This window comes from Amycolatopsis australiensis (assembly GCF_900119165.1).
In the GTDB taxonomy this organism is placed as follows: Bacteria; Actinomycetota; Actinomycetes; order Mycobacteriales; family Pseudonocardiaceae; genus Amycolatopsis; species Amycolatopsis australiensis.
This window is the reverse complement of the sequence record NZ_FPJG01000006.1, coordinates 6,061,925-6,083,655: the sequence shown is the minus strand read 5'-3', so window position 1 is coordinate 6,083,655 and position 21,731 is coordinate 6,061,925. Positions and strand designations below refer to the sequence as shown.

The following is a 21,731-nucleotide window of genomic DNA, read 5'->3' as shown; positions in this document are numbered from 1 at the left end:
ACGTCGATGCGTGCCACCCTGCTGATGCTGGCCGTCGTGGTCCTGGCCGCCAGTGGCGTCACCGCCGCACAGGCGAGCGCCGCCGTGGCCGACGACGGCGCGAAGGTCGTCGAGGAGACGTGGCTGGACGCCCGGACCGCCGACCTGAAGATCGATTCGCCGGCACTGGGCACGACCGGCATGGTCCGGCTGATCGTGCCGTCCGGCTGGTCCGCGCAGCCGGGCCGGACCTGGCCGGTGCTGCTCCTGCTGCATGGCTGCTGCGAACCCGTCGACTACCGCTCGTGGGACCAGTTCACCGACGTCAAGGCGTTCACCGCGGGCAAGGACGCGCTCGTCGTGATGCCGACGGACGGACCGGCCGGGATGTACACGAAATGGTGGAACTTCGGGCTGAAGAACACGCCCGACTGGGACACGTTCCACACCGCCGAGGTCCGGCAGATCGTCGAACGCGGCTACCGCGGCGGCACGCGGCGGGCGGTCGCCGGGCTGTCGATCGGCGGGTACGGCGCGCTCGCCTACGCGTTCCAGCACCCGGGCATGTTCGGCGCGGCGGCGTCCTACAGCGGCGTGCCGAACACGCTGTACCCCGGGATCCCGGTGTGGATCATCGGCATTCTCGCCCGCGCCGGGATCTTCGACTACCTCACGCTCTGGGGTGATTCCTTCGGGATGCGGCCGATCTGGTCCGCGCACAACCCGTACGACCACGTCGACGCGCTGCGCGGCACGGCGCTCTACATCTCCTGCGGCAACGGGCAGACCGGTCCGCTCGACCCGCCCGGCCAGTCCGACGTGCTGGAACCGTCGGCCCTGCTGTCGTCGCGGAGCTTCACCGACCGGCTGCGGCAGGCCGGCATCCCGGCGACCGTCGACTTCTACGGGCCGGGCACGCACAGCTGGCCGTACTGGCAGCGGGCGCTGCACAACTCGTGGCCGGTCCTGGCCGGCGCGCTCGGCCTCCCGGCCTGAGCGGATCCCGTTCCCTGTAGGAGGTTGTGGTGAAGCCTGTCCACTGGCGACGCATGCTGCCCGCGCTGCTGGCCGTCTCCTTGACGGCGCTGGGTGTGGTGGCCGCGAGCCCGCCGGCCGGCGCGGCGGCGGCGCCGATCCTGCCCGGGCCGTTCGACGACTCGTTCTACACGCCGCCGTCGCCGCTGCCCGCCGGGAAGCCCGGCGACGTGCTGCGCTGGCGGCCGTCGGTGCCGTTGCTGAACGTCGCCAACGCCGACGCCTGGCAGGTCATGTACCTGTCGACCGACGCGCAGGGCCACCCGGACGCGGTGACCGGGACGATCCTGGTGCCGAAAGGCGCAGACCCGGCCGCGGCGCCGATCGTCGGGTACGCCGTCGGCACGCAGGGGCCGGCGTTCAAGTGCACGGCGTCCAAGGCGATGGAACGCGGCACCCTCTACGACCAGCCGGCCATCAACGACTCGCTGTCCAGCGGGTATGCCGTCGCGGTGACCGACTACGAGGGCTATTCGCCGGCGACCGTGCCGACGTACATCACCGGCCAGTCCGAAGGCCCCGCCGTCATCGACTCGGTGCGCGCGGCGCAGAACCTGCCCGCCGCGCGGCTGGCCAAGACCGCGAAGGTGATCTTCCAGGGCTACTCGCAGGGCGGCGGCGCCTCGATGTGGGCGGGGGAGAAGCAGCCGGCTTACGCGCCGGAGCTGAACGTCGTGGGCGTCGTCGCGGGTGGCGTCCCGGCCGATCTGACCGAGGTCGCGAAGGGCCTGGACGGTTATGTCGGTTTCGGGTTCCTGGCGTTCGCCGCGGTCGGGCTCGACGCCGCCTATCCGGATCTGAAACTCGATTCCTTCCTCAACGACACCGGGCGGCAGCAATTGGCGGACGCGAAGAAGAACGCCTGTGTCGCGGAACTGCTGCTGAATTATTCGTTCAAGAGGATCAGCGACTACACGACGGCCAGCCCGCTGGACACCCCGCAGTGGCGGGCGCGGCTGGCGGAGAACAAGCTGGGCGCGCACCCGCCGCGGGTGCCGGTGTTCCAGTACCACGCGAGCATCGACGAGATCGTCAACACCCCGCAGGCGGAGGCGCTGCACCGGACCTACTGCGCGGCCGGGGTCCGTGAGCAGTGGCAGACCTACGTCGCCGATCACGCCACGGGCATCCTCGCCGGCAACGCCGACGCCCACCAGTGGATCGTCAAACGCTTCGCCGGCGACCCGGCCCCCGCCAACTGCTGACGTTCAGAACTGGCTTGCCGCGAAGCCCGCCGCGTCGGCGGCGTCGGCGCCGTAGCTGAGGTGGGCGAGAATGTCGAGGCCGCCCGGTTGGCAGATCGGGTCGCCTGACGCGCAGTAGTCCTCGGTGCGGCTCTGGTAGGTCCCGGTGACCTGGCGGCCGATCGCGCGGATCGGGTTGCCGAACAGGAGTACGGCGGCGATCCGCGGGGCCAGCTCGTCCGGGATCGTGGCGACGATCGGGCCGCCGACGACGGCGCCGGCGCTGCTGATGCCGATCGAGTTGTCGACCACGTTGGCGCCCTGCGAGTAACCGACCAGCACGAACCGCTGCTGCGGGCAGGCCGCCGCCTGCGTCTTCACGTGGTTGACGAGGTCGGTGTTGCCTTTCTGCACCGACGCGGGCTCGCCGAGGTCGGCCGGGTAGCCGACCCGGTAGCTGCTCGTCGACCGTGGCCGCAGCCGGTTCTGCACGGCCTGGTAGACCGGGTCGCCGACGATGACGCCGAGCGTGCCGGGTTCGCCCGTGCCGCGCGCGACCGGGACGTCGACGTCGGCGCACGGCGCGGCGGACGCCGGCGGCGCGGTGGCGACGGCGAGGCCGAGCGCGGCGAGGCCGACGGTGGTGGCGGCGGAGAGCAGGCGGTTCCCGGGGACGCGACTCATGGCTGATCACACCTCTGGTGGCGGCGAACAGGATTTCCGGCAAGCGCTTTCCGGAATCGGATTCCTGCGGGTTGACCGCAGCGTCGCAGCGATTCACTTCCGGGGCAAGAGGGCCTTTTCCCCGTGCTGGAGAATTGTCGCGCCCGTGCTAATCGGTCCGCTGTGGACGCTCAGCGGGCGCACTGCCCGGCGTCGACGTGGTCCAGCAGGGCGGGGTCCAGGCCGCGCAGGGCGGCCATCACGAACCCGGTCGCCAGCTCGCCCGCGGCGATCGGGTCGGCGCCGGGCGAATGGGAGACGTGCATCGCGGCCCGGCCGACGAGTCCCACCATCATCGCGGCGAGCAGGTCCGCGCCGGCGCCGGGCGTGCGGCCGTGGGCGAGCAGGTGCTCGCGGACCCGGTCGGCGACGTGCGCGGTGATCGTGTCGGCCAGCGCGCGCCGCTCGTTCGACATCTCGTCGACGGCCGAGTCGAACAGCATCCGGAAGCTGTCCGGATGCGCGCCGGCGTAGCCGAACATGGCCATCACCGACAGCCGGACGCGCTCCTCCAACGGCCGCCCGCTCGCCGTCTCGTAGGCGGAGAGCACCCAGGCCCGCAGCGCGGCGACCTCGCGGGTCACCGTGGCGCGGAAGAGGGCCGCCTTGTCGCCGAAGTGGGCGTAGAGGGTCGGCTTGGTGGAGTCGGCGCGCTCGGCGATGAGCCCCATGGTCGCCTGGGCGTAGCCGCGCTCGGCGAACACGGCGCGGGCGGCGTCGAGCAGTTCGTCGTCGGTGGGCCGGGCGGCCGGGCTGCGGCGCGTGCTGGATCGATCAGGGGAACTCGGCCGGCTCATGGAGGTGTACTGTACGGTCCCCCTGCTTTACTGTCTGGTAAAGCATGCTCGGTCCCTCTTCCCGGTGGAGGAAACCTGGTGCCCGGCGACAGTGCACGGCAACCCGTTCCGATGCCGCCGGAGGCGTTCGGACGCGCGGACCTGGCCGCGCTGATGCGTCCGGCGGTACCCGCGTTGGTGGACTGGATCGTCCGGGAGGTGTGGCGGGCGGTCCCGGTGTACGCCCGGCCAGGCTCCTACGGGCGCGTCACCCGCCACGGCGTCGAGTGCGCCGTGGCGCTGTTCGTGGACCTGGTCGAGGACCCGCTGGCGCCGCGGGACCGGCTGTACGAGACGTGCCGGCGCCTCGGTGCCGGCGAAGCCCGCGAAGGCCGGACCCTGGACGACCTGCAGGCGGCCTACCGCGCCGGCACCCGCGCGGGCTGGCGCTGGATCATGCGGCTGGGCCGGCGGCACCGGCTGTCGTCGGCGGTGATGGCGCGGCTGGCGGAAATGCTGTTCGGCTACGCCGACGAGCTGGCCCGGATGTCGATCCGCGGGTACCGGGAGGCACAGGCGGAGCCGGACGGCGCCCGGCCGGCCCTGCGCCGCCGGTTGCTGCGGCTGATGACGGGCCCGGTGGCGGTGACGGACAGCGTCCTGGCCGAACTGGCGGCGGCGGCCGGCTGGGTGGTCCCGCGCGAGGTGGCGGCGGTGGCCCTCGAGCCACCGGTGACTCCGGCGTGGGGCCCGGAGGTGCTGGCCGACGTGGAACCGCCACACCCGTACCTGCTGGTACCGGCGCCGGTGGAAGCGGGGACGCACTTCGGCGGCCGGGCGGCGGTCGGCCCACCGGTCCCCCCGGCCGCGGCGGCGCATTCCCTGCGCTGGGCGCGGACGAGCCTGCGGCTGGTGGCGCAGGGCGTGCTGCCGGACGTCCCGGTGACGTGGTGCGCGGAGCACCTGACGACGTTGTGGCTGCTCTGCGACGTGCCGCTGGCCGACCAGGTGGCCCGCCACGAGCTGGCCCCGCTGGCCCAGTTCCCGGACCGCACCCGGCGGAGGCTGGGGGAGACGTTGCTGTCGTGGCTGGAGAACGGCGGCAATTCGGAGAAGATCGCGGTGGATCTGTCGGTGCACCCGCAGACGGTCCGCTACCGCGTGCGGCAGCTGAAGCAGGCGTTCGGGGAGCGGCTGGAGAATCCGGAGGCGCGGTTCGCGATGCAGGCGGCGCTGCGCGCTTCGGCGCTGCGGTCTCGGGGCGCGTGAGGGGGGTGGGCGCGGCGGCCGGTCGGCCTGCGCGGTGGTGCAGGTTGGTCGGCGGCGCTTCGCGGCCGCGGTGGGTGAGCGCGATCGGGGCGAGCGGTCGGCCTCGACTGGGCGGCGCTGCACGGCGGGCACTTCGCCCGCGGCTGAGCGGCGCTGCCAGGCCCGGCACTTCGGTCGCGCTGCACCACAGTCCACCGCTCCATGCGAACAGGTTCTCGCGCCACACTCGGCCACCAACCCAACAACCTTGCCCAAAGCGAGAACGTGTTCTAGTTTTGTGACGTGAAGACCGATCTGGGCCTCGACGGCGCCGTCGTGCTGGTCACCGGGGGTGTCCGTGGCGTGGGCCGGGGCATCACCTCCGTCTTCCTCGCCCACGGTGCCCACGTCGTCACCTGCGCTCGGCGCGCCGTTCCCACCGAAGCCGAGTTCGCCGCCTGCGACGTGCGGGACGAGGCCCAGGTCGCCGCGCTCGTCGAAGGGATCGTCGCGCGCCACGGACGTCTGGACGTCGTCGTCAACAACGCCGGCGGGGCGCCCTACGCCCCCGCGGCCGACGCCTCGCCGCGGTTGCACGAGAAGGTCGTCCAGCTCAACCTGCTCGCCCCGCTGCTGGTCGCGCAACATGCCAACGCCGTCATGCAACGCCAGGACGGCGGTGGCTCGATCGTGATGATCTCCAGCGTGAGCGGCACGCGCGCGTCCCCGGGGACGGCCGCCTACGGCGCGGCGAAGGCCGGGCTCGACAACCTGACCGCCAGCCTCGCCGTCGAGTGGGCGCCGAAGGTGCGGGTCAACGCGCTCGACGTCGGGATGGTGCGCACCGAGCAGTCCCACCTGCACTACGGCAGTGAGGCCGCCGTCGAGGCGGTCGGCAGGACCGTGCCGCTGGGACGGCCGGCCGAGCCCGAAGAAGTCGGGCACTGCGCCGCCTTCCTGGCCTCGGGCCTGGCTTCCTACGTCTCCGGCGCGACCTTGCGCGTGCACGGCGGGGGAGAGGTGCCGGCGTTCCTGGCGGCGGCGGACGTCAACCATCGGGAGGATTCGTGAGCGGGTTGTGCCAGGACCGGGTGGTCGTGGTGACGGGCGCCGGCCGCGGCATCGGGCGCGCGCACGCGCTCGCGTTCGCCGCCGAAGGCGCGCCGGTCGTGGTCAACGACGTGGACGCGGACACCACCGCGCAGGTCGTCGCGGAGATCGAGGACCGAGGCGGGAAAGCGGCCGCGCACACCGGCGACATCGCCGACTGGGCCGGAGCCGAGGCCCTGATCGGCACGGCGCTGGAGCACTTCGGCCGCTTGGACGTCCTGGTCAACAACGCCGGTTTCGTCCGCGACCGGATGCTGGTCAACCTCGGCGAGGACGAGTGGGACGCGGTGATCCGCGTGCACCTCAAAGGCCACTTCGCGCCGCTGCGGCACGCGGCGCAGCATTGGCGGTCCGAGGCGAAGGCCGGGCGGGCGCCGGACGCGCGCGTGATCAACACCAGTTCGGGCGCGGGCCTGCTCGGCAGCGTCGGGCAGGGCAACTACTCGGCGGCGAAGGCGGGGATCGCGGGGTTGACCGTCGTGGCGGCCGCCGAGCTGGCCCGCTACGGCGTCACCGTGAACGCCATCGCGCCGGCCGCGCGGACCCGGATGACCGAAGGCGTGTTCGCCGAAACCATGGCCCGGCCGGACGACGGGTTCGACGCGATGGCACCGGAGAACGTCTCGCCGCTGGTCGTCTGGCTGGGCAGTGCGGAGTCCGCGCACGTCACCGGCCGCGTCTTCGAGGTCGAGGGCGGCAAGGTGGCCCTGGCGCAGGGCTGGCGGCACGGCCCGGCCGTGGACAAGAAAAACCGCTGGGAGCCGGCCGAGCTCGGCCCGGTCGTGGCCGGCCTGCTCGAACGCGCCCCGGAACCCGAACCCGTCTACGGAGCGAGCTGATGGCGATTCTCCCGAAGCGCGACGGTCACGTCGAGGTCGTCACCGTCGACTTCCCGCCGGTCAACGCGCTGCCCGTGCAGGGCTGGTTCGACCTCGCCGACGCGATCACGCGAGCGGGCCGTGACCCGGACGTCCACGTCGTGGTCCTCCGCGCGGAAGGGCGCGGCTTCAACGCGGGTGTGGACATCAAGGAAATCCAGCGCAGCGCAGGATATGACGCGCTCGTCGGCGCGAACCGCGGCTGTCACGCGGCGTTCGGCGCGGTTTACGACTGCGCGGTGCCGGTGGTCGCGGCGGTGCACGGGTTCTGCCTCGGCGGCGGGATCGGCCTGGCCGGCAACGCCGACGTGATCATCGCCGCCGACGACGCGACGTTCGGCGTGCCGGAAGTCGAACGCGGGGCACTGGGCGCGGCGACCCACCTCGCCCGGCTGGTGCCGCAGCACCTCATGCGCACGCTGTACTTCACCGCCCGGACCATCACCGCCGCCGAGCTGCACGCGCACGGTTCCGTCTACCAGGTCGTGCCGCGCGCGGAGCTGGACGACGCGGCGATGGCCGTCGCCCGCGACATCGCGAAGAAGGACCCGCGGGTCATCCGGGCGGCGAAAGAGGCGCTGAACGGCATCGACACCCAGCAGGTGCACCGCAGCTACCGGTTCGAGCAGGGGTTCACCTTCGAGCTGAACTTGCTCGGCGCGTCCGACGAAGCCCGCGAGGAGTTCTTGAATGGCCGATAAGCGCACCACCGCCGACGAGGTGGCGGCCGAGCTGACGGACGGCATGACCATCGGGATCGGCGGCTGGGGTTCACGGCGCAAGCCGATGGCGCTGGTCCGCGCGATCCTCCGCACCCCGGTGAAAGACCTGACCGTCGTCTCGTACGGCGGCCCGGACGTCGGTCTGCTCTGCGCCGCCGGCAAGGTCAAGCGGGTCGTGTTCGGGTTCGTGACGCTCGACTCGATCCCGTTCGACCCGTGGTTCGGCCGGGCCCGCGAAACGGGCAGCATCGCGGTCACGGAGTACGACGAGGGCATGTTCGCCGCGGCGCTTTCCGCGGCGGCGCAACGGCTTCCGTTCCTGCCGCTGCGCGCCGGGCTCGGCTCGGAAGTCATGCGCGTCAACCCGGACCTGCGGACCGTCCGCTCGCCGTACGCCGACAACGAAGAACTGGTCGCGGTGCCCGCGCAGCACCTCGACGTCGCGCTCGTGCACCTGAATCGCGCCGACGCGCGCGGCAACGCGCAGTACCTCGGCCCGGACCCGTACTTCGACGACCTGTTCTGCCTGGCGGCCGGGAAGCGGTTCGTGTCGGTGGAAAAAGTCGTGGACACGGCGGAGCTGACGGCGGGCGGGCCGGTGCAGTCGCTGCTGCTCAACCGGGGCAGCGTGGACGGCGTGGTCGAGGCGCCGCGCGGCGCGCACTTCACCACGGCGGTGCCGGACTACGGCCGGGACGAGCGGTTCCAGCGGCACTACGCGTCGTGCGCCAAGGACCCGGCGGCGTGGCCGGGGTTCGTGGACCGGTTCCTGTCCGGCGACGAGCGCACCTATCTGTCCGAAGTGGACAAGTTCACCGCGGAGGCGGCATGAGCGCGACCCGGGCCGAGATCGCCGTCGTGGCGGTGGCCGAGCTGTTCCGCGGTGACGGCGAGATCGTCGCGAGCCCGATGGGCCTGATCCCGCAGCTGGGCGCGAAACTCGCCCGGCTGACGTTCGAGCCGGACCTGCTGATGTCCGACGGCGAGGCGTACCTCGTCACCACCGGCGGCGTCGTGGAAGGCTGGCAGCCGTTCCGGAAGATGCTGGACACGATCGTGCCGCACGGACGGCGGCACGTCGTGATGGGCGCGAACCAGATCGACCGGTACGGCAACCAGAACATCTCGGCCATCGGCGACCACGCGCACCCGAAGAAGCAGCTCCTCGGCGTGCGCGGCGCGCCGGGCAACACGGTCAACCACCGCACCAGCTACTGGGTGCCGCGCCACTCCACGCGGGTGTTCGTGGACACCGTGGACGTCGTGTCCGGTGTCGGCTACGACAACGCCGCCAAGGCCGGGCCGTCGGCCGGGAAGTACCACGACGTCCACCGCGTGGTGACCGACCTCGGCGTGTTCGACTTCGGCGGTCCCGGCCACGCGATGCGGGCGCTGTCGCTGCACCCCGGCGTCACCCGCGACGAGGTGGCGGCCGCGACGACGTTCGAACTCGACTTCACCGGTACCGGGACCAGCCGGGAGCCCACCGACGAGGAACTGCGGCTCATCCGTGCAGTACTCGACCCCCGGGGTTCGCGCGACAAGGAAGTTCCCGCGTGAAGACGGCGCTGACCCGGCTCACCGGCGTCGAGCACCCGGTCGTGCAGACCGGGATGGGCTGGGTCGCCGGCCCGCGGCTCGTCTCGGCGACCGCCGAAGCGGGCGGTCTCGGCATCCTGGCCTCGGCGACCATGACGTTCGGCGAGCTGGAAGCGGCGATCGCCGAGGTGAAGCAGCGGACCGCCAAGCCGTTCGGGGTGAACCTCCGCGCCGACGCGGGCGACGCCGGCGACCGCGTCGACCTGCTGATCCGCGAGGGCGTCAAGGTGGCGTCCTTCGCGCTCGCGCCGCGCAAGGAGATGATCGCGAAGCTGCGCGACCACGGGGTCGTCGTGATCCCGTCGGTCGGTGCCGCGCGGCACGCCGAGAAGGTCGCGGCCTGGGGCGCGGACGCCGTCATCGTCCAAGGCGGCGAAGGCGGCGGGCACACCGGGGGCGTGGCGACCACGCTGCTGCTGCCCTCGGTGCTGGACGCCGTCGGCATCCCGGTCGTCGCCGCCGGCGGGTTCTTCGACGGCCGCGGGCTCGCCGCCGCCCTCGCCTACGGCGCGGCGGGGGTCGCGATGGGCACCCGGTTCCTGCTCAGCAAGGAGAGCACGGTCCCCGCCGACGTCAAGCGCCTCTACCTCGAGCAGGGCCTCACCGGGACCGTCGTCACCCGGCGCGTCGACGGCCTGCCGCACCGGGTCCTGCGCACCGACCTCGTCGAGAAGCTCGAACGGACCGGCCGGGTCCGCGGTCTCGCGCAGGCCGCCCGCAACGCGCTGCGCTTCCGGAATATCACCGGGCTGTCCCCGGTTGCGATGGTCAAGGAAGGCCTCGCGATGAAGCACGGCAATGCCCTGACGTGGAGCCAGGTGGTCATGGCGGCCAACACCCCGATGCTGTTGCGCGCCGGGCTGGTCGACGGCCGCACGGACGCGGGAGTGCTAGCGTCGGGGCAGGTGGTGGGCATGATCCACGACCTGCCCACGGTGGCCGAGATCGTCGCGGGCACGGTGGCCGAGGCGGGTGAGATCCTGCGCCGCCTCGGCCGGGAAACGGGAGGATGAGCGAGGGTGGCGCTGAAGGTCGGTTACAAGGCGTCCGCGGAGCAGTTCGGGCCGCGGGAGCTGGTGGAGTACGCCGTGCGCGCCGAAGAGGTGGGTCTCGACTCGGTGTGGGTGTCCGACCACTTCCTGCCCTGGCGGCACGAGGGCGGGCACGCGCCGTTCGCGCTGGCCTGGATGCCGGCGGTGGCCGAGCGCACGAAGCGGGTGCAGATCGGCACGAGCGTGCTGACCCCGACGTTCCGGTACAACCCGGCGGTGATCGCGCAGGCGTTCGCGACGATGTCGCTGCTGTCGAACGGCCGAGTGATCCTGGGGGTGGGTACCGGCGAGGCGCTCAACGAGATCGCGGTGTCGGGGCGGGAGTGGCCGGAGTTCAAGGAGCGCTTCGCCCGGCTGCGTGAGTCGATCAAGCTGATGCGCGAACTGTGGACCAGCGACGACGTCAACTTCGATGGCGACTACTACAAGCTGGTCAACGCGAAGATCTACGACCGGCCGGAGCAGCCGGTGCCGGTGTACGTCGCGGCGGGTGGCCCGGTGGTCGCGAAGTACGCGGGCCGCTCGGGCGACGGGTTCATCTGCACCTCGGGCAAGGGCATGGACCTCTACACCGAGAAGCTGATCCCGGCGGTGAAGGAAGGCGCGGAGGCGGCGTCGCGGGACGCCGAGGGCATCGACCGGACGATCGAGATCAAGATGTCCTACGACCGCGACCCGGAGCAGGCGCTGGAAAACACCCGGTTCTGGGCGCCGCTGTCGCTGTCGGCGGAGCAGAAGCACAGCGTCTCCTCGGCCGAGGAGATGGAGCGGCTGGCCGACGAGCTGCCGATCGAGCAGGTCGCCAAGCGCTGGATCGTGGCGTCCGACCCCGACGAGGCGGTGGCGCAGATCAAGCCGTACCTGGACGCGGGCCTCAACCACCTCGTCTTCCACGGCCCGGGCCACGACCAGGAACGCTTCCTGACCCAGTTCTCCGAGGACGTGCTGCCGAAGCTGCGCGCCCTGGCGTGAGCTACAGCCGCTCGATGATGGTGACGTTGGCGGTGCCGCCGCCTTCGCACATCGTCTGCAGGCCGTAGCGGCCCTCGCGGCGCTCCAGCTCGTGCAGGAGCGTCGCGAGGAGCTTCGTCCCGGTCGCCCCGATCGGGTGGCCGAGCGCGATCCCGCCGCCGTTGACGTTGACGCGCTCGGGGTCCGCGCCCGTCTCGTCCAGCCACGCCAGCACCACGCTCGCGAACGCCTCGTTGACTTCGAACAGGTCGATGTCCGTCACGGTGAGCCCGGCTTTCCGCAGCGCGTGGGCCGTGGCGGGGATCGGCCCGGTCAGCATCCACACCGGATCCGCCGCCCGGACCGAAAGGTGGTGCACGCGGGCCCGCGGGGTCAGGCCGTGTTCCTCGACGAACGACGAAGACGCCACCAGCGCCGCGCTCGCGCCGTCGGAGATCTGGCTGGCCACCGCCGCCGTCAGGCGTGAACCCTCGCTCAGCGGCTTCAGGCCGCGCATGCGCTCCAGGCTCGTGTCCCGGCGCGGGCCTTCGTCGTGCCGGAAGCCGTCGACCGGCACGATCTCCGCGTCGAACCGGCCTTCGTCGATGGCCGCGACGGCTCGTCGGTGGCTGCGCAGCGCGTACTCCTCCATCGCCTCCCGGCTGATGGCCCAGTGTTCGGCGATCATCTCCGCACTGCGGAACTGTGACACCTCGACGCTGCCGTAGCGCTCCTGCCAGCCCTTCGACCCGGAGAACGGGTCGGCGAAGCCGTACTCGCGCCCGGCCAGCATCGCCGCGCTGATCGGGATGCGGCTCATGTTCTGCACCCCGCCGGCCAGCACCAGGTCCTGCGTGCCGGACAGGACCGCCTGGGCGGCGAAGTGCACGGCCTGCTGGCTCGACCCGCACTGCCGGTCGACGGTCACGCCGGGCACGTGGTCGCCGAACCCGGCCGCCAGCCACGCGGTGCGCGCGATGTTGCCGGACTGGGGGCCGAGCGTGTCGGTGCAGCCGAGGATGACGTCGTCGACGAGGTCCGGGTCGACCCCGGCGCGCTCGACGACCGCCTTGATGACGTGCGCGCCGAGGTCGGCGGAATGCCACCCGGACAGGGCGCCGCCGCGCCGGCCGGCGGGCGTGCGGACGGCGTCGAGGATGAAGGCTTCGGACACGACCCGCTCCTAGGGGTGCTGGCTGCTGACGGAGACGACTTCGCCGGTCAGGTAGGAGGCGTAGTCGCTGGCGAGGAAAACCATGACGTTGGCGACTTCCCACGGCTCGGCGGCGCGGCCGAAGGCTTCCCGCTTGGTCAGGTCGGCCAGGAGTTCGCCGCTGGTGACCTTGGCGAGGAACGGGTGCATGGCCAGGCTCGGGGCGACGGCGTTGATCCGGACGCCATGTTCGGCCGCGTCGAGGGCCGAGCAGCGGGTCAGGGCCATGACTCCGGCTTTGGCGGCGGCGTAGTGGGCCTGCCCCGCTTGGGCGCGCCAGCCGATCACGGAGGCGTTGTTGACGATCGTGCCGCCGCCGCCCTGGGCGACGAACTGGCGCAGGGCCGCGCGGGTGCAGCGGAAGGTGCCGGTGAGGGTGATGTCGAGGACGCGCGACCAGTCGTCGTCGGTCATGTCGAGCACGGACTTGGTGCCGCCGAGCCCGGCGTTGTTGACCATGACGTCGATCCGGCCGAAATGGCCGGCCGCGCCGTCGATCAGCGCCTGGACCTGGTCTTCCTGCGTGACGTCGCACGGGATGGCGTGGACCTTGCCCAGGTCGCCCAGTTCGGCCGCCTTCTCGCTCAAGCGGCGTTCGTGCCAGTCGCTGATCACGACGCCGGCGCCCTCTTCGAGACACCGGCGGGCGACGGCGGAGCCGATGCCGGTGCCGGCGGCGGCGGTGACCACGACGACCTTGCCGTGGAGGAGGTCGTGGCCGGGCGGGTACTGCGGGATCACGGTCGGGCCTCCCGGGGCAGGCCGAGCACGCGCTCGGCGATGATGTTCCGTTCGATCTCGTCGGAGCCGCCGTAGATCGTGTCGGCGCGGGTGAACAGGTAGAGCCGCTGCGCGTCGTCCGGTTCGGCGCCCCCGGCGACGAGCGAGCGGGCGCCGCGGGCGCGCACGGCCAGCTCACCGAGCCCGCGGTGCCACTGCGCCCACAGCAGCTTGCCGACGGCCACCTCCGGCCCGGCGGGTTTCCCGAGCGTCCGCAACGCGTGAGCCCGCAGGACGCGCAGGCCGATCCGGGCGCGGATGAGGTCGTGGCGCAGTAGCGGATCGTCGTAGGTGCCGAAGCGTTTGGCGTCGGCGACGATGGCGTCGAGTTCGCGGCGGAAGCCGATCTGCTGGCCGAGGGTGGAGACGCCGCGTTCGAAGCCGAGCGTGGCCATGGCGATCTGCCAGCCCTCACCGGGCTCGCCGACGACCAGGCTCGCGTCCGTGCGGGCGTCGTCGAAGAAGACCTCGTTGAACTCCGACGTCCCGGTCAGCTGCCGGATCGGCCGGACCGTGACCCCGTCCTGGCGCAGGGGGACGAGCAGGTAGGAGAGCCCGTGGTGGCGCCGGGACCCCGGTTCGGTGCGGGCGACGACGAAACACCAGTCGGCCATGTGCGCCAGCGAGGTCCAGATCTTCTGGCCGTCGACGATCCACTCGCCGTCACGGAGGACCGCCGAGGTCGAGACGGCGGCGAGGTCGGAGCCGGCACCGGGCTCGGAGTAGCCCTGGCACCACAGTTCTTCGACCTCGACGATCTTGGGCAGGAACCGTTTTTGCTGCTCGGGCGTGCCGAAGGCGATGAGCGTCGGGCCGAGCAGCTGCTCACCGATGTGGTTCACCCGCGCGGGGGCGCCGGAGGCGGCGTACTCCTCGTGGAAGGCGACCTGCTCGGCCAAGGACAGGCCACGCCCGCCGAACTCGACGGGCCAGCCGACGCAGGTCCAGCCCGCCGCGGCCAGGTGCCGCTCCCAGGCGAGGCGCAGGTCGAACTCCTCGTGCTCGCGGCCCGGCCCGCCCAGGCCGCGCAGCCGCGCGAACTCGCCGGTCAGGTTGTCCGCGAGCCAGCCCGCGACCTCGCGGCGGAATCGCGTCGGTTCCACGCACGCCTCCTTGCTGCCGGGCCGGTCCGGCACCTAGGGTAATGAGAACACGTTCTAGTTTGCTGGTCCAGAGGAGGGTGCGGTGGGACAGCGCACGATCCCGGCCGTCGTCCGGGACGCCGCCGCGAAGTTCGGCTCCGCGGAGGCGCTCGTCGACGGCGGCCTCCGGCTCGGTTTCGACGACCTTCTGGAACGTGTTCAGGCGGTCGCCCGTGCCTTCGCGGCCCGCGGTGTCGAGCTGGGCGACCGCGTCGCGATCAACCTGCCCAACACCCACCACTGGGTCCTGGCGGCGCTGGGCGCGCTCTACGCGGGTGCGACGCTGGTGCCGGTCAACACGCGGTTCACCGCCGCCGAGACGGTCGACCTGCTCGCCCGCAGCCGCGCCAAGGCGCTCGTCGTCGCCGCGGACTTCCTCGGCACCGACCGCCACGCGGCCATCCTCGCGACCGGCGCCGAGCTGCCGGGCCTGCGCACCGTCGTCCGGGTGCCGCTGGAACAGCCGCACCGGCCGGTCGCCGGCACTCTCGGCTGGGAAGAGTTCCTCGCGCTGTCCGAGCAGGTCACGGCGGTGGAAGCGGAGGCGCGCGCCGACGCCGTCGCACCGGACGACGTCAGCGACATCCTGTTCACCTCCGGCACCAGCGGCCGCGCCAAGGGCGTGCTGTCGGCCCACCGCCAGGCGGTCGGCGTCGCGGCCGCGTGGGCGGACTGCGGCCGGGTCACCGCCGGCGACCGGTACCTGGTGATCAACCCGTTCTTCCACAGCTTCGGCTACAAGGCCGGCATCCTCGTGGGGCTGCTGACCGGGGCGACGATCGTGCCGCAGGCGGTGTTCGACACCGGCGCGGCCCTCGACCTGATCGAGCGCGAACGCATCTCGATCTTGCCCGGCGCCCCGACGATCTTCCAGTCCCTGCTGCGCGAGCGCCGCGGCGACCTGTCGTCCCTGCGGCTGGCGGTCACCGGGGCGGCGACGGTGCCCGCTTCGCTGGTCCGCCGGATGCGCTCCGAGCTGGGGTTCGAGACGGTTCTCACGGCCTACGGCCTGACCGAAGCCGTGGTGGTGACGATGTGCCGCCCGGGCGACGACGCCGAGCTCGTCGCGAGGACCTCCGGCCGCGCGACCGCGGAGTTCGAGGTCGCGATCCAGGGGTCGCCGGGCGAGATCGTGGTCCGCGGCCCGAACGTGATGCTCGGCTACCTCGACGACCCGGAGGCGACCGCGCGGGCCGTCGACGAGGACGGCTGGCTGCACACCGGCGACGTCGGCGAGCTGGACCCCGGCGGGAACCTGACGATCACCGGACGGCTCAAGGACATGTACATCTGCGGCGGCTTCAACGTCTACCCGGCCGAGGTCGAGCACGCGCTCACCGAACTGGCCGGGGTCCGCGACGTCGCCGTGGTCGGCGTCCCGGACGAGCGGCTGGGCGAAGTCGGCAAGGCCTTCGTCGTCGGCAGCGGGCTGACCGCGGACGCGGTCGTCGCGTTCTGCCGCGAGCGGCTCGCCAACTACAAGACCCCGCGGTTCGTCGAGTTCCGGGACGAGCTGCCCCGCAACGCTTCCGGCAAGGTGCTGAAGCGGCTGCTGACCGAGGAGAGCGCATGAGTGAACCGGTGGTCCGCTACGAGCGGCGCGGCCCGGTCGCGGTGGTGACGATGAACCGGCCGGACTACCGCAACGCCCAGAACTCGGCCATGACCTACGCCCTCGACGACGCCTTCACGACCGCGGTGAACGACGCGGAGGTGAAGGTGATCGTGCTGGCGGGCGCGGGAAAGCACTTCTCCGCCGGCCACGACATCGGCAGCCCGGGCCGGGACGCGGACGTCAGTTTCGACCGGCGGGCGGTGCTGTGGTGGGACCACACCGACCGCGCCGGGGGTGACCGGCGGTTCGCCCGCGAGTCGGAGGTGTACCTCGGCATGTGCCGCCGCTGGCGGGAGATCCCGAAGCCGATGATCGCGAGTGTGCAGGGGGCGTGCATCGCCGGCGGGCTGATGCTGGCGTGGGTGTGTGACCTGATCGTGGCGTCGGACGACGCGTTTTTCGCGGATCCGGTGGTGCGGATGGGGATTCCGGGGGTCGAGTACTTCGCGCACCCGTGGGTGCTCGGGCCGCGGGCGGCCAAGGAAGTTCTGTTCACCGGCGAGCGGTTCACCGTCCAGCAGGCGAAGGAGTGGGGCATGGTGACGCGGATCGTGCCGCGCGCCGAGCTGGAGCAGCGCACCCTGGAGCTGGCCGAGAAGATCGGCGGGATGCCGCAGTTCGGGCTGGCGCTGGCGAAGAAGGCGGTCAACCAGGCCGAGGACCTCATGGGGCTGCGGTCCGGAATGGACTCGGTGTTCGGGTTGCACCACTTCGCGCACGCGCACAACGCGGAGACTTCGGAGGACTCGCTGGGTGGGCAGTCGGCGCGGTCGATGCGGGACGCGGGCAAGGGGGCGTGATGGATCTCGACATCGACGAGGCGTCGGCCGCGTTCCGGGACGAGGCGCGGGCGTGGCTGGCCGAGCACGTGCGGGTGTTGCCGTCGATGGACACCGCCGCAGGCTTCGCGGCGCACCGCGAGTGGGAGGCGGAGCTGGCGGAGGCGCGGTGGTCGGTGGTGTCGTGGCCGCGGGAGTACCACGGGCGGGACGCGTCGATGCTGCAGTGGCTGCTGTTCGAGGAGGAGTACTACGCGGCGGGGGCTCCGGGCCGGGTGTCGCAGAACGGGATCTTCATGCTGGCGCCGACGTTGTTCGCGCACGGCACGCCGGAGCAGTGTGACCGGATCCTGCCCGCGATGGCCACTGGTGCGCAGGTGTGGGCGCAGGCGTGGTCGGAACCCGAGGCGGGCAGCGACATCGCGGCGTTGCGCAGCACGGCGGTGCGTACCGCCGGGGGCTGGTTGCTGTCGGGGCAGAAGACGTGGAGTTCGCGGGCGGCGTTCGCCGATCGCGCGTTCGGGCTGTTCCGCACCGACCCGGACGCGCAGCGGCATCACGGCTTGACCTATTTCATGGCCGACCTGCGCGCCGACGGCGTGACGGTCCGGCCGATCCCGCAGCTGGACGGTGAGCCGGGGTTCGCGGAGATCTTCTTCGACGAGGTGTTCGTGCCCGACGAGGACGTGATCGGGGAGGTGGGGCAGGGCTGGCGGGTGGCGATGACGACGGCGAACAACGAACGCGGGCTCTCGCTGCGCAGCCCCGGCCGGTTCCTCGCGGCCGCCGGCCGCCTCGTCTCGCTGTGGCGTGACCACGGCCGCCCGGAGTCCACAAGGGACAGGGTGGCCGATGCGTGGATCGGGGCACGGGCGTACCAGCTCTACACGTTCGGCACCGTGAGCCGCCTCGAGGACGGCGGTCGGCTGGGGCCCGAGTCGAGCGTGAACAAGCTGTTCTGGTCGCACCTGGACGTCGAACTCCACGAGACCGCGCTCGACGTGCTCGGCCCGCTCGCGGAGACCGAGCAGGCCTGGGTGGACGGTTACCTGTTCTCCCTCGCCGGCCCGATCTACGGCGGCACCGACCAGATCCAGCGGAACACGATCGCCGAACGGCTGCTGAAGCTCCCGAGGGAGGCACGCCGATGAGGTTCCAGCTCTCGCCGGAGCAACGGCAGTTCGCCGCGACGCTGCACGAGCTGCTGGGCGGGGCGGACACCGCGGCCGCCGCCCGGGCCTGGGCGGCGGGGGAGCACGACCGCGGCCTCAAGCTCTGGCGCGCCCTCGCCGATCTCGGCGTCCCGGCGCTGCTCGTGCCCGAGGAGCACGGCGGGCTCGGCGCGTCGCCGGTCGACCTGGTGGTCGCCTTCGAAGCGCTCGGCTACCACGCCGTGCCGGGGCCGCTCGCCGAGTCGGCGGCGGTCGCCCCGGCGCTGCTGACCGGCGAGCGGCTCACGGCCCTCGCCGAGGGCGACCTGCTGGTCACGGTCGTCGCGCCACCGGAAGTCCCCTTGGCGCTGGACGCCGACGTCGCCGGCGTGGTGCTGGACCTCACCGGTGCCGAGGTCGCCGGCGCGGACCGTGAGGTCGTCCGCTCGATCGACCCGGCCCGGCGGCTGTTCCGGGTCACCGGCGCGGCGACGGCGACGGCGGCACGCCCGTTCGACCTCGGCGTCCTCGCCGTTGCCGCCCAGCTGCTCGGCGCGGGGCAATGGCTGCTCGACGCCTCCGTCGCCTACGCCAGGCAACGCAGCCAGTACGGCCGGGCCATCGGCGAGTACCAGGCGATCAAGCACCTGCTCGCCGACGTCGTCACGCGGCTCGAGCTGGCCCGCCCGCTGCTCCACGGCGCGGCCGTCGCCCGGGACACCTTCACCCGCGACGTCTCGGCGGCGAAGGTCATGGCCGGTGACGCGGCGTACCTCGCCGCGCGGACGGCGCTGCAGGTCCACGGCGCCATCGGCTACACCGCCGAACACGACCTGGGGCTGCGGCTGACGAAGGTGCGGGCCCTGGCCGGCGCCTGGGGCACCGGGGCGTACCACCGCGCGCGGGTCCTGCGATGACCGATCCGCTGGAAACCGGGGAAGCCGCCGCGCTGCGGGACGCCGTCCGGGCTCTGCTGACCCGGCGGTCGGGGCCGGCGGCGGTGCGGGCCGCGATGGAGTCGCCGCTCGGCTACGACGACAAGCTCTGGTCGACGCTGTGCGAGCAGATCGGTGTCGCCGCGCTCGCGATCCCGGAGCACTACGGCGGTGCGGGCGCGGGACTCGCCGAGGCGTGCGTCGTCCTGCAGGAACTCGGCCGGACGCTGACGCCCGCGCCGATGCTGGGCTCGGCGGTGCTCTGCGGCGAAGCCCTGCTGCGCACGGGCAACGACGAAGCCTGCGAGCGGCTGCTGCCCGGCATCGCCGCGGGCACGACACTCGCCGCACTGGCCTGGTCCGACGCCGACTTCTCGCCCGGTCTGACCGCGTCGCCCGCCGGGCTCGACGGCCGCGCCCACTACGTGCTCGACGGCGACCTGGCGGACGTCCTCCTCGCCGTGGCCCGCACGGCCGACGGCGCCGGCCTGTTCGAGGTGCCGCTCGACGGCGTCCGGCGCGAACGCGTCACGACGCTCGACCCGACCCGGCGGCTCGCCGTCGTGGACTTCGCCGCCACGCCGGCCCGGCGGCTCGACACCGGCGGCTTCGCCTTGCAGCTGCGGCGGCTGCTCGACACGGCGGTGGTCGCCGTGGCCGCCGAGCAGGTCGGCGCGGCCGCCCGCGCGCTGGAACTGACGGTGGGGTACACGAAACAGCGCCGCCAGTTCGGCCGCCCGATCGGGTCGTTCCAGGCGCTCAAGCACCGGATGGCCGACGTGCACGTCCACGTCGAGGCCGCCAGGTCGGCGCTGTATGCGGCCATTGTGGACGGTGACCCCGAAGCGGTCATGACCGCGAAAGTCGTGTGCGGCGAAGCGTTTTCGCACGCGGCGGCGGAGATGATCCAGCTGCACGGCGGCATCGCCATCACCTGGGAACACGACGCCCACCTGTACTTCAAGCGCGCGCACGGGACCGCCCTGCTGTTCGGCGATCCCGGGCGCGCGCTCGGATGCTAGGCGAGGTGGTGCACCTCCTGCAGCCCGTACACCGGCGTCGGGATGCCTTCCGCCCGGGCCTTCAGCTGCAGGGCCAGGTAGAGCGAGTAGTGCCGCGACTGGTGCAGGTTGCCGCCGTGGAACCAGAGGCCCTCCTGCCGGGTGGGCTTCCACATGTTCCGCTGCTCGCCCTCCCACGGGCCCGGGTCCTTGGTCGTGCCCGAGCCCAGGCCCCACACCTTGCCGACCTTGTCGGCGACCTCCTGGCTGATCAGGTCGGCCGCCCAGCCGTTCATCGAGCCGTAGCCGGTCGCGTAGACGACGAGGTCGGCTTCGAGCTCGGTGCCGTCCTCCAGGATCACGGAGTGCTCGGTCAGCTCGGTGACCTGGCCGTGCGCCAGCTTGACGTCGCCGTTGGCCACCAGGTCCGCCGCGCCGACGTCGATGTAGTAGCCGGAGCCGCGGCGCAGGTACTTCATGAACAGCCCGGAGTCGTCGTCACCCCAGTCGTGCCGGAAGCCCGCGGCTTCGAGCCGGTCGTAGAACTCCCGGTCGCGTTCCCGGATCGCCGCGTACACCGGCTGCTGGAACGTGTGCATGATCCGGTAGGGGAGCGAGGCGAAGGTCAGGTCGGCCTTCTGGGTCGTCATCCCGGCGGCCAGCGCGCGCTCGGAGTACAGGTCACCGAGACCCAGGTCCATCAGCGAGTCGGACTTCACGATGTGCGTCGAGCTGCGCTGCACCATCGTGACGTCGGCGCCCACCTCCCACAGCGCGCCGCAGATGTCGAACGCCGAGTTGTTCGACCCGATGACGACCGCCTTCTTGCCGCGGTAGGCGTCCGGCCCGGGGTGCTGCGAGCTGTGGTGCTGCTCGCCGCGGAAGCGGTCCTGGCCCGGCAGCACCGGGACGTTCGGCTTGCCCGACATGCCCGTCGCCAGCACCAGCTGCTTCGGCCGGAGGACGACCTCTTCGCCGTCGCGGTCGAGGACGACGGTCCATTCCTTGGTGTCTTCGTCGTAGGAAGCGCGCCGGCACGTCGTCGACGACCAGTAGTTCACCTCCATGACCTTCGTGTACATCTCCAGCCAGTCGGCGATCTTGTCCTTCGGCGCGAAGACCGGCCAGTTGCGCGGGAAGTCGAGGTAGGGCAGGTGGTCGTACCAGACGGGGTCGTGCAGGCACAGCGACTTGTAGCGGCCGCGCCACTGGTCGCCGGGCCGCGCGTGCCGGTCGACGACCACGTGCGGTACGCCGAGCTGCCGCAGCCGGGCCCCGAGCGCGATCCCGCCCTGGCCGCCGCCGATGACGACGACGTACGGCTGCCGCGTGGTGCCCAGCTCCGCCAGCTCCGCCTGCCGGGCCTCGGCCCAGGTGACGCGCTCGCGGTTGATGCCGTGCTCGGCGCCCATCGGCCGCCGCGTGCCCTGTGGCTCCTCGTGGCCCTTCAGCTCGTACAGCGTGGTGAGCAGCGTGAACGCGCCTTCGTCGGTGAGGCGCAGGTGACCGCGGGCGCGGCCGACCGCCGTCTCGAAGCCGATCCACGCCTCGACGACGCCGTCGTTCTCGGTCGGCTCCTCGGTGGTGTGGAAGCCGGACGCGTCGGTGCGGTCCATGGTGGCCAGCAGGAGGTCCTTGACGCCGTCGCGGTTTTCGACGGTCTTGAGGTTCCAGGTGAACGCGACGAGGTCCCGCCAGAACGACGTCGTCGCGAACAGCGCCGCGGCCCGGTCGGCGTCACGGGCCGCCAGCGCGGCCTCGAAGTCGGCGAGCCAGCCGTCGACGCGCTGCCGGGCATCGAGGGCCGCGGCCGGTTCGAGGGTCTGGGTCATGAGCGGACCTCCCCGTCTCGGGCACC

Annotated in this window: 21 protein-coding genes; 15 read left to right on the top strand and 6 right to left on the bottom strand. The window is 72.3% G+C overall.

Translation table 11 applies throughout. The features are described from left to right. The first annotated feature begins 6 nt into the window (after positions 1–6). Both BT341_RS29725 and BT341_RS29720 read left to right on the top strand, forming a co-directional pair. Positions 7–975, top strand: a complete 969-nt coding sequence (locus BT341_RS29725; protein ID WP_072482251.1) for an alpha/beta hydrolase — start codon at positions 7–9, stop codon at positions 973–975. A gap of 53 nt (positions 976–1,028) precedes the next feature. After that, positions 1,029–2,219 (top strand): lipase family protein, encoded by a 1,191-nt coding sequence (locus BT341_RS29720; protein WP_072479420.1) that lies wholly within the window; start codon positions 1,029–1,031, stop codon positions 2,217–2,219. Between the two features lie 3 nt (positions 2,220–2,222). Here the strand turns inward: BT341_RS29720 and BT341_RS29715 are convergent, their stop codons facing one another. Together BT341_RS29715 and BT341_RS29710 are read right to left on the bottom strand one after the other, a co-directional pair. After that, entirely contained in the window at positions 2,223–2,882 is a 660-nt protein-coding gene (locus BT341_RS29715; protein WP_072479419.1) for a cutinase family protein, read from the bottom strand. A 170-nt stretch (positions 2,883–3,052) separates the two neighbouring features. Beyond that, complete coding sequence (locus tag BT341_RS29710; RefSeq protein ID WP_072479418.1) at positions 3,053–3,718, bottom strand: TetR/AcrR family transcriptional regulator; 666 nt, start codon at positions 3,716–3,718, stop codon at positions 3,053–3,055. A gap of 78 nt (positions 3,719–3,796) precedes the next feature. Here BT341_RS29710 and BT341_RS29705 point away from each other — a divergent pair, with 78 nt between their 5' ends. The 8 genes from BT341_RS29705 to fgd all read left to right on the top strand — a co-directional run bounded on the left by BT341_RS29705 (position 3,797) and on the right by fgd (position 11,278). Then, positions 3,797–4,966 (top strand): helix-turn-helix domain-containing protein, encoded by a 1,170-nt coding sequence (locus BT341_RS29705; RefSeq protein WP_245805148.1) that lies wholly within the window; start codon positions 3,797–3,799, stop codon positions 4,964–4,966. 282 nt (positions 4,967–5,248) lie between these two features. Continuing rightward, positions 5,249–6,016, top strand: a complete 768-nt coding sequence (locus BT341_RS29700; protein WP_072479417.1) for an SDR family oxidoreductase — start codon at positions 5,249–5,251, stop codon at positions 6,014–6,016. Continuing rightward, positions 6,013–6,894 (top strand): SDR family oxidoreductase, encoded by an 882-nt coding sequence (locus tag BT341_RS29695; protein ID WP_072479416.1) that lies wholly within the window; start codon positions 6,013–6,015, stop codon positions 6,892–6,894. The genes BT341_RS29700 and BT341_RS29695 overlap by 4 nt, the downstream gene beginning before the upstream one ends. Beyond that, the gene (locus tag BT341_RS29690) at positions 6,894–7,634 is read left to right on the top strand and encodes an enoyl-CoA hydratase family protein (RefSeq protein ID WP_072479415.1); all 741 of its coding nucleotides are present in this window, start codon (positions 6,894–6,896) and stop codon (positions 7,632–7,634) included. The genes BT341_RS29695 and BT341_RS29690 overlap by 1 nt, the downstream gene beginning before the upstream one ends. Beyond that, on the top strand, positions 7,624–8,487 hold the full coding sequence (locus BT341_RS29685) for a CoA transferase subunit A (RefSeq protein ID WP_072479414.1): 864 nt from the start codon (positions 7,624–7,626) through the stop codon (positions 8,485–8,487). The genes BT341_RS29690 and BT341_RS29685 overlap by 11 nt, the downstream gene beginning before the upstream one ends. Then, positions 8,484–9,215: a CoA-transferase subunit beta gene (locus BT341_RS29680; protein WP_072479413.1), complete on the top strand. Its 732-nt coding sequence runs from the start codon at positions 8,484–8,486 to the stop codon at positions 9,213–9,215. The genes BT341_RS29685 and BT341_RS29680 overlap by 4 nt, the downstream gene beginning before the upstream one ends. Beyond that, on the top strand, positions 9,212–10,267 hold the full coding sequence (locus tag BT341_RS29675; RefSeq protein WP_072479412.1) for an NAD(P)H-dependent flavin oxidoreductase: 1,056 nt from the start codon (positions 9,212–9,214) through the stop codon (positions 10,265–10,267). Before BT341_RS29680 ends, BT341_RS29675 begins: the two co-directional genes overlap by 4 nt. A gap of 6 nt (positions 10,268–10,273) precedes the next feature. Beyond that, positions 10,274–11,278 carry a glucose-6-phosphate dehydrogenase (coenzyme-F420) gene (gene fgd / locus BT341_RS29670; protein ID WP_072479411.1) on the top strand — a complete coding sequence of 335 codons (1,005 nt, stop codon included), beginning with the start codon at positions 10,274–10,276 and terminating at the stop codon, positions 11,276–11,278. 1 nt (position 11,279) lies between these two features. Here fgd and BT341_RS29665 read toward each other — a convergent pair whose 3' ends face one another. Genes BT341_RS29665 through BT341_RS29655 form a run of 3 tightly spaced genes read right to left on the bottom strand, consistent with a single transcriptional unit; the run spans position 11,280 to position 14,353 of the window. Further along, positions 11,280–12,431 (bottom strand): acetyl-CoA C-acetyltransferase, encoded by a 1,152-nt coding sequence (locus BT341_RS29665; RefSeq protein ID WP_072479410.1) that lies wholly within the window; start codon positions 12,429–12,431, stop codon positions 11,280–11,282. 9 nt (positions 12,432–12,440) lie between these two features. After that, complete coding sequence (locus BT341_RS29660) at positions 12,441–13,211, bottom strand: SDR family oxidoreductase (RefSeq protein ID WP_072479409.1); 771 nt, start codon at positions 13,209–13,211, stop codon at positions 12,441–12,443. Continuing rightward, positions 13,208–14,353, bottom strand: coding sequence for an acyl-CoA dehydrogenase family protein (locus BT341_RS29655; RefSeq protein WP_072479408.1), 1,146 nt, complete (start codon positions 14,351–14,353; stop codon positions 13,208–13,210). The genes BT341_RS29660 and BT341_RS29655 overlap by 4 nt, the downstream gene beginning before the upstream one ends. Positions 14,354–14,435: 82 nt before the next feature. Between BT341_RS29655 and BT341_RS29650 the strand changes: the two genes are divergently transcribed. From BT341_RS29650 to BT341_RS29630, 5 genes are read left to right on the top strand one after another with little or no spacing between them, the layout of a single operon-like run. Then, complete coding sequence (locus tag BT341_RS29650; protein ID WP_072479407.1) at positions 14,436–15,965, top strand: FadD3 family acyl-CoA ligase; 1,530 nt, start codon at positions 14,436–14,438, stop codon at positions 15,963–15,965. Next, positions 15,962–16,807, top strand: a complete 846-nt coding sequence (locus BT341_RS29645) for an enoyl-CoA hydratase (protein WP_072479406.1) — start codon at positions 15,962–15,964, stop codon at positions 16,805–16,807. The genes BT341_RS29650 and BT341_RS29645 overlap by 4 nt, the downstream gene beginning before the upstream one ends. Then, complete coding sequence (locus BT341_RS29640; protein ID WP_072479405.1) at positions 16,807–17,937, top strand: acyl-CoA dehydrogenase family protein; 1,131 nt, start codon at positions 16,807–16,809, stop codon at positions 17,935–17,937. The genes BT341_RS29645 and BT341_RS29640 overlap by 1 nt, the downstream gene beginning before the upstream one ends. After that, the gene (locus BT341_RS29635) at positions 17,934–18,854 is read left to right on the top strand and encodes an acyl-CoA dehydrogenase family protein (RefSeq protein ID WP_072479404.1); all 921 of its coding nucleotides are present in this window, start codon (positions 17,934–17,936) and stop codon (positions 18,852–18,854) included. Before BT341_RS29640 ends, BT341_RS29635 begins: the two co-directional genes overlap by 4 nt. Continuing rightward, positions 18,851–19,894 (top strand): acyl-CoA dehydrogenase family protein, encoded by a 1,044-nt coding sequence (locus BT341_RS29630; protein ID WP_072479403.1) that lies wholly within the window; start codon positions 18,851–18,853, stop codon positions 19,892–19,894. The genes BT341_RS29635 and BT341_RS29630 overlap by 4 nt, the downstream gene beginning before the upstream one ends. Here BT341_RS29630 and BT341_RS29625 read toward each other — a convergent pair. Then, a complete protein-coding gene (locus BT341_RS29625) occupies positions 19,891–21,705 on the bottom strand; it encodes a flavin-containing monooxygenase (RefSeq protein ID WP_072479402.1) in 1,815 nt (604 codons plus the stop codon). The two genes, BT341_RS29630 and BT341_RS29625, sit on opposite strands and share 4 nt — an antisense overlap. Between the last annotated feature and the right edge of the window lie 26 nt (positions 21,706–21,731).

Bases quoted from the DNA above. Each gene is read 5' to 3' on its own strand.
- BT341_RS29720 (WP_072479420.1), top strand. From the start codon at position 1,029: ATGCTGCCCGCGCTGCTGGCCGTCTCCTTGACGGCGCTGGGTGTGGTG.
- BT341_RS29680 (WP_072479413.1), top strand. From the start codon at position 8,484: ATGAGCGCGACCCGGGCCGAGATCGCCGTCGTGGCGGTGGCCGAGCTG.
- BT341_RS29625 (WP_072479402.1), bottom strand. From the start codon at position 21,705: ATGACCCAGACCCTCGAACCGGCCGCGGCCCTCGATGCCCGGCAGCGC.
- BT341_RS29630 (WP_072479403.1), top strand. From the start codon at position 18,851: ATGACCGATCCGCTGGAAACCGGGGAAGCCGCCGCGCTGCGGGACGCC.
- BT341_RS29640 (WP_072479405.1), top strand. From the start codon at position 16,807: ATGGATCTCGACATCGACGAGGCGTCGGCCGCGTTCCGGGACGAGGCG.
- BT341_RS29635 (WP_072479404.1), top strand. From the start codon at position 17,934: ATGAGGTTCCAGCTCTCGCCGGAGCAACGGCAGTTCGCCGCGACGCTG.
- BT341_RS29690 (WP_072479415.1), top strand. From the start codon at position 6,894: ATGGCGATTCTCCCGAAGCGCGACGGTCACGTCGAGGTCGTCACCGTC.
- BT341_RS29710 (WP_072479418.1), bottom strand. From the start codon at position 3,718: ATGAGCCGGCCGAGTTCCCCTGATCGATCCAGCACGCGCCGCAGCCCG.
- BT341_RS29725 (WP_072482251.1), top strand. From the start codon at position 7: ATGCGTGCCACCCTGCTGATGCTGGCCGTCGTGGTCCTGGCCGCCAGT.
- BT341_RS29685 (WP_072479414.1), top strand. From the start codon at position 7,624: ATGGCCGATAAGCGCACCACCGCCGACGAGGTGGCGGCCGAGCTGACG.
- BT341_RS29715 (WP_072479419.1), bottom strand. From the start codon at position 2,882: ATGAGTCGCGTCCCCGGGAACCGCCTGCTCTCCGCCGCCACCACCGTC.
- BT341_RS29645 (WP_072479406.1), top strand. From the start codon at position 15,962: ATGAGTGAACCGGTGGTCCGCTACGAGCGGCGCGGCCCGGTCGCGGTG.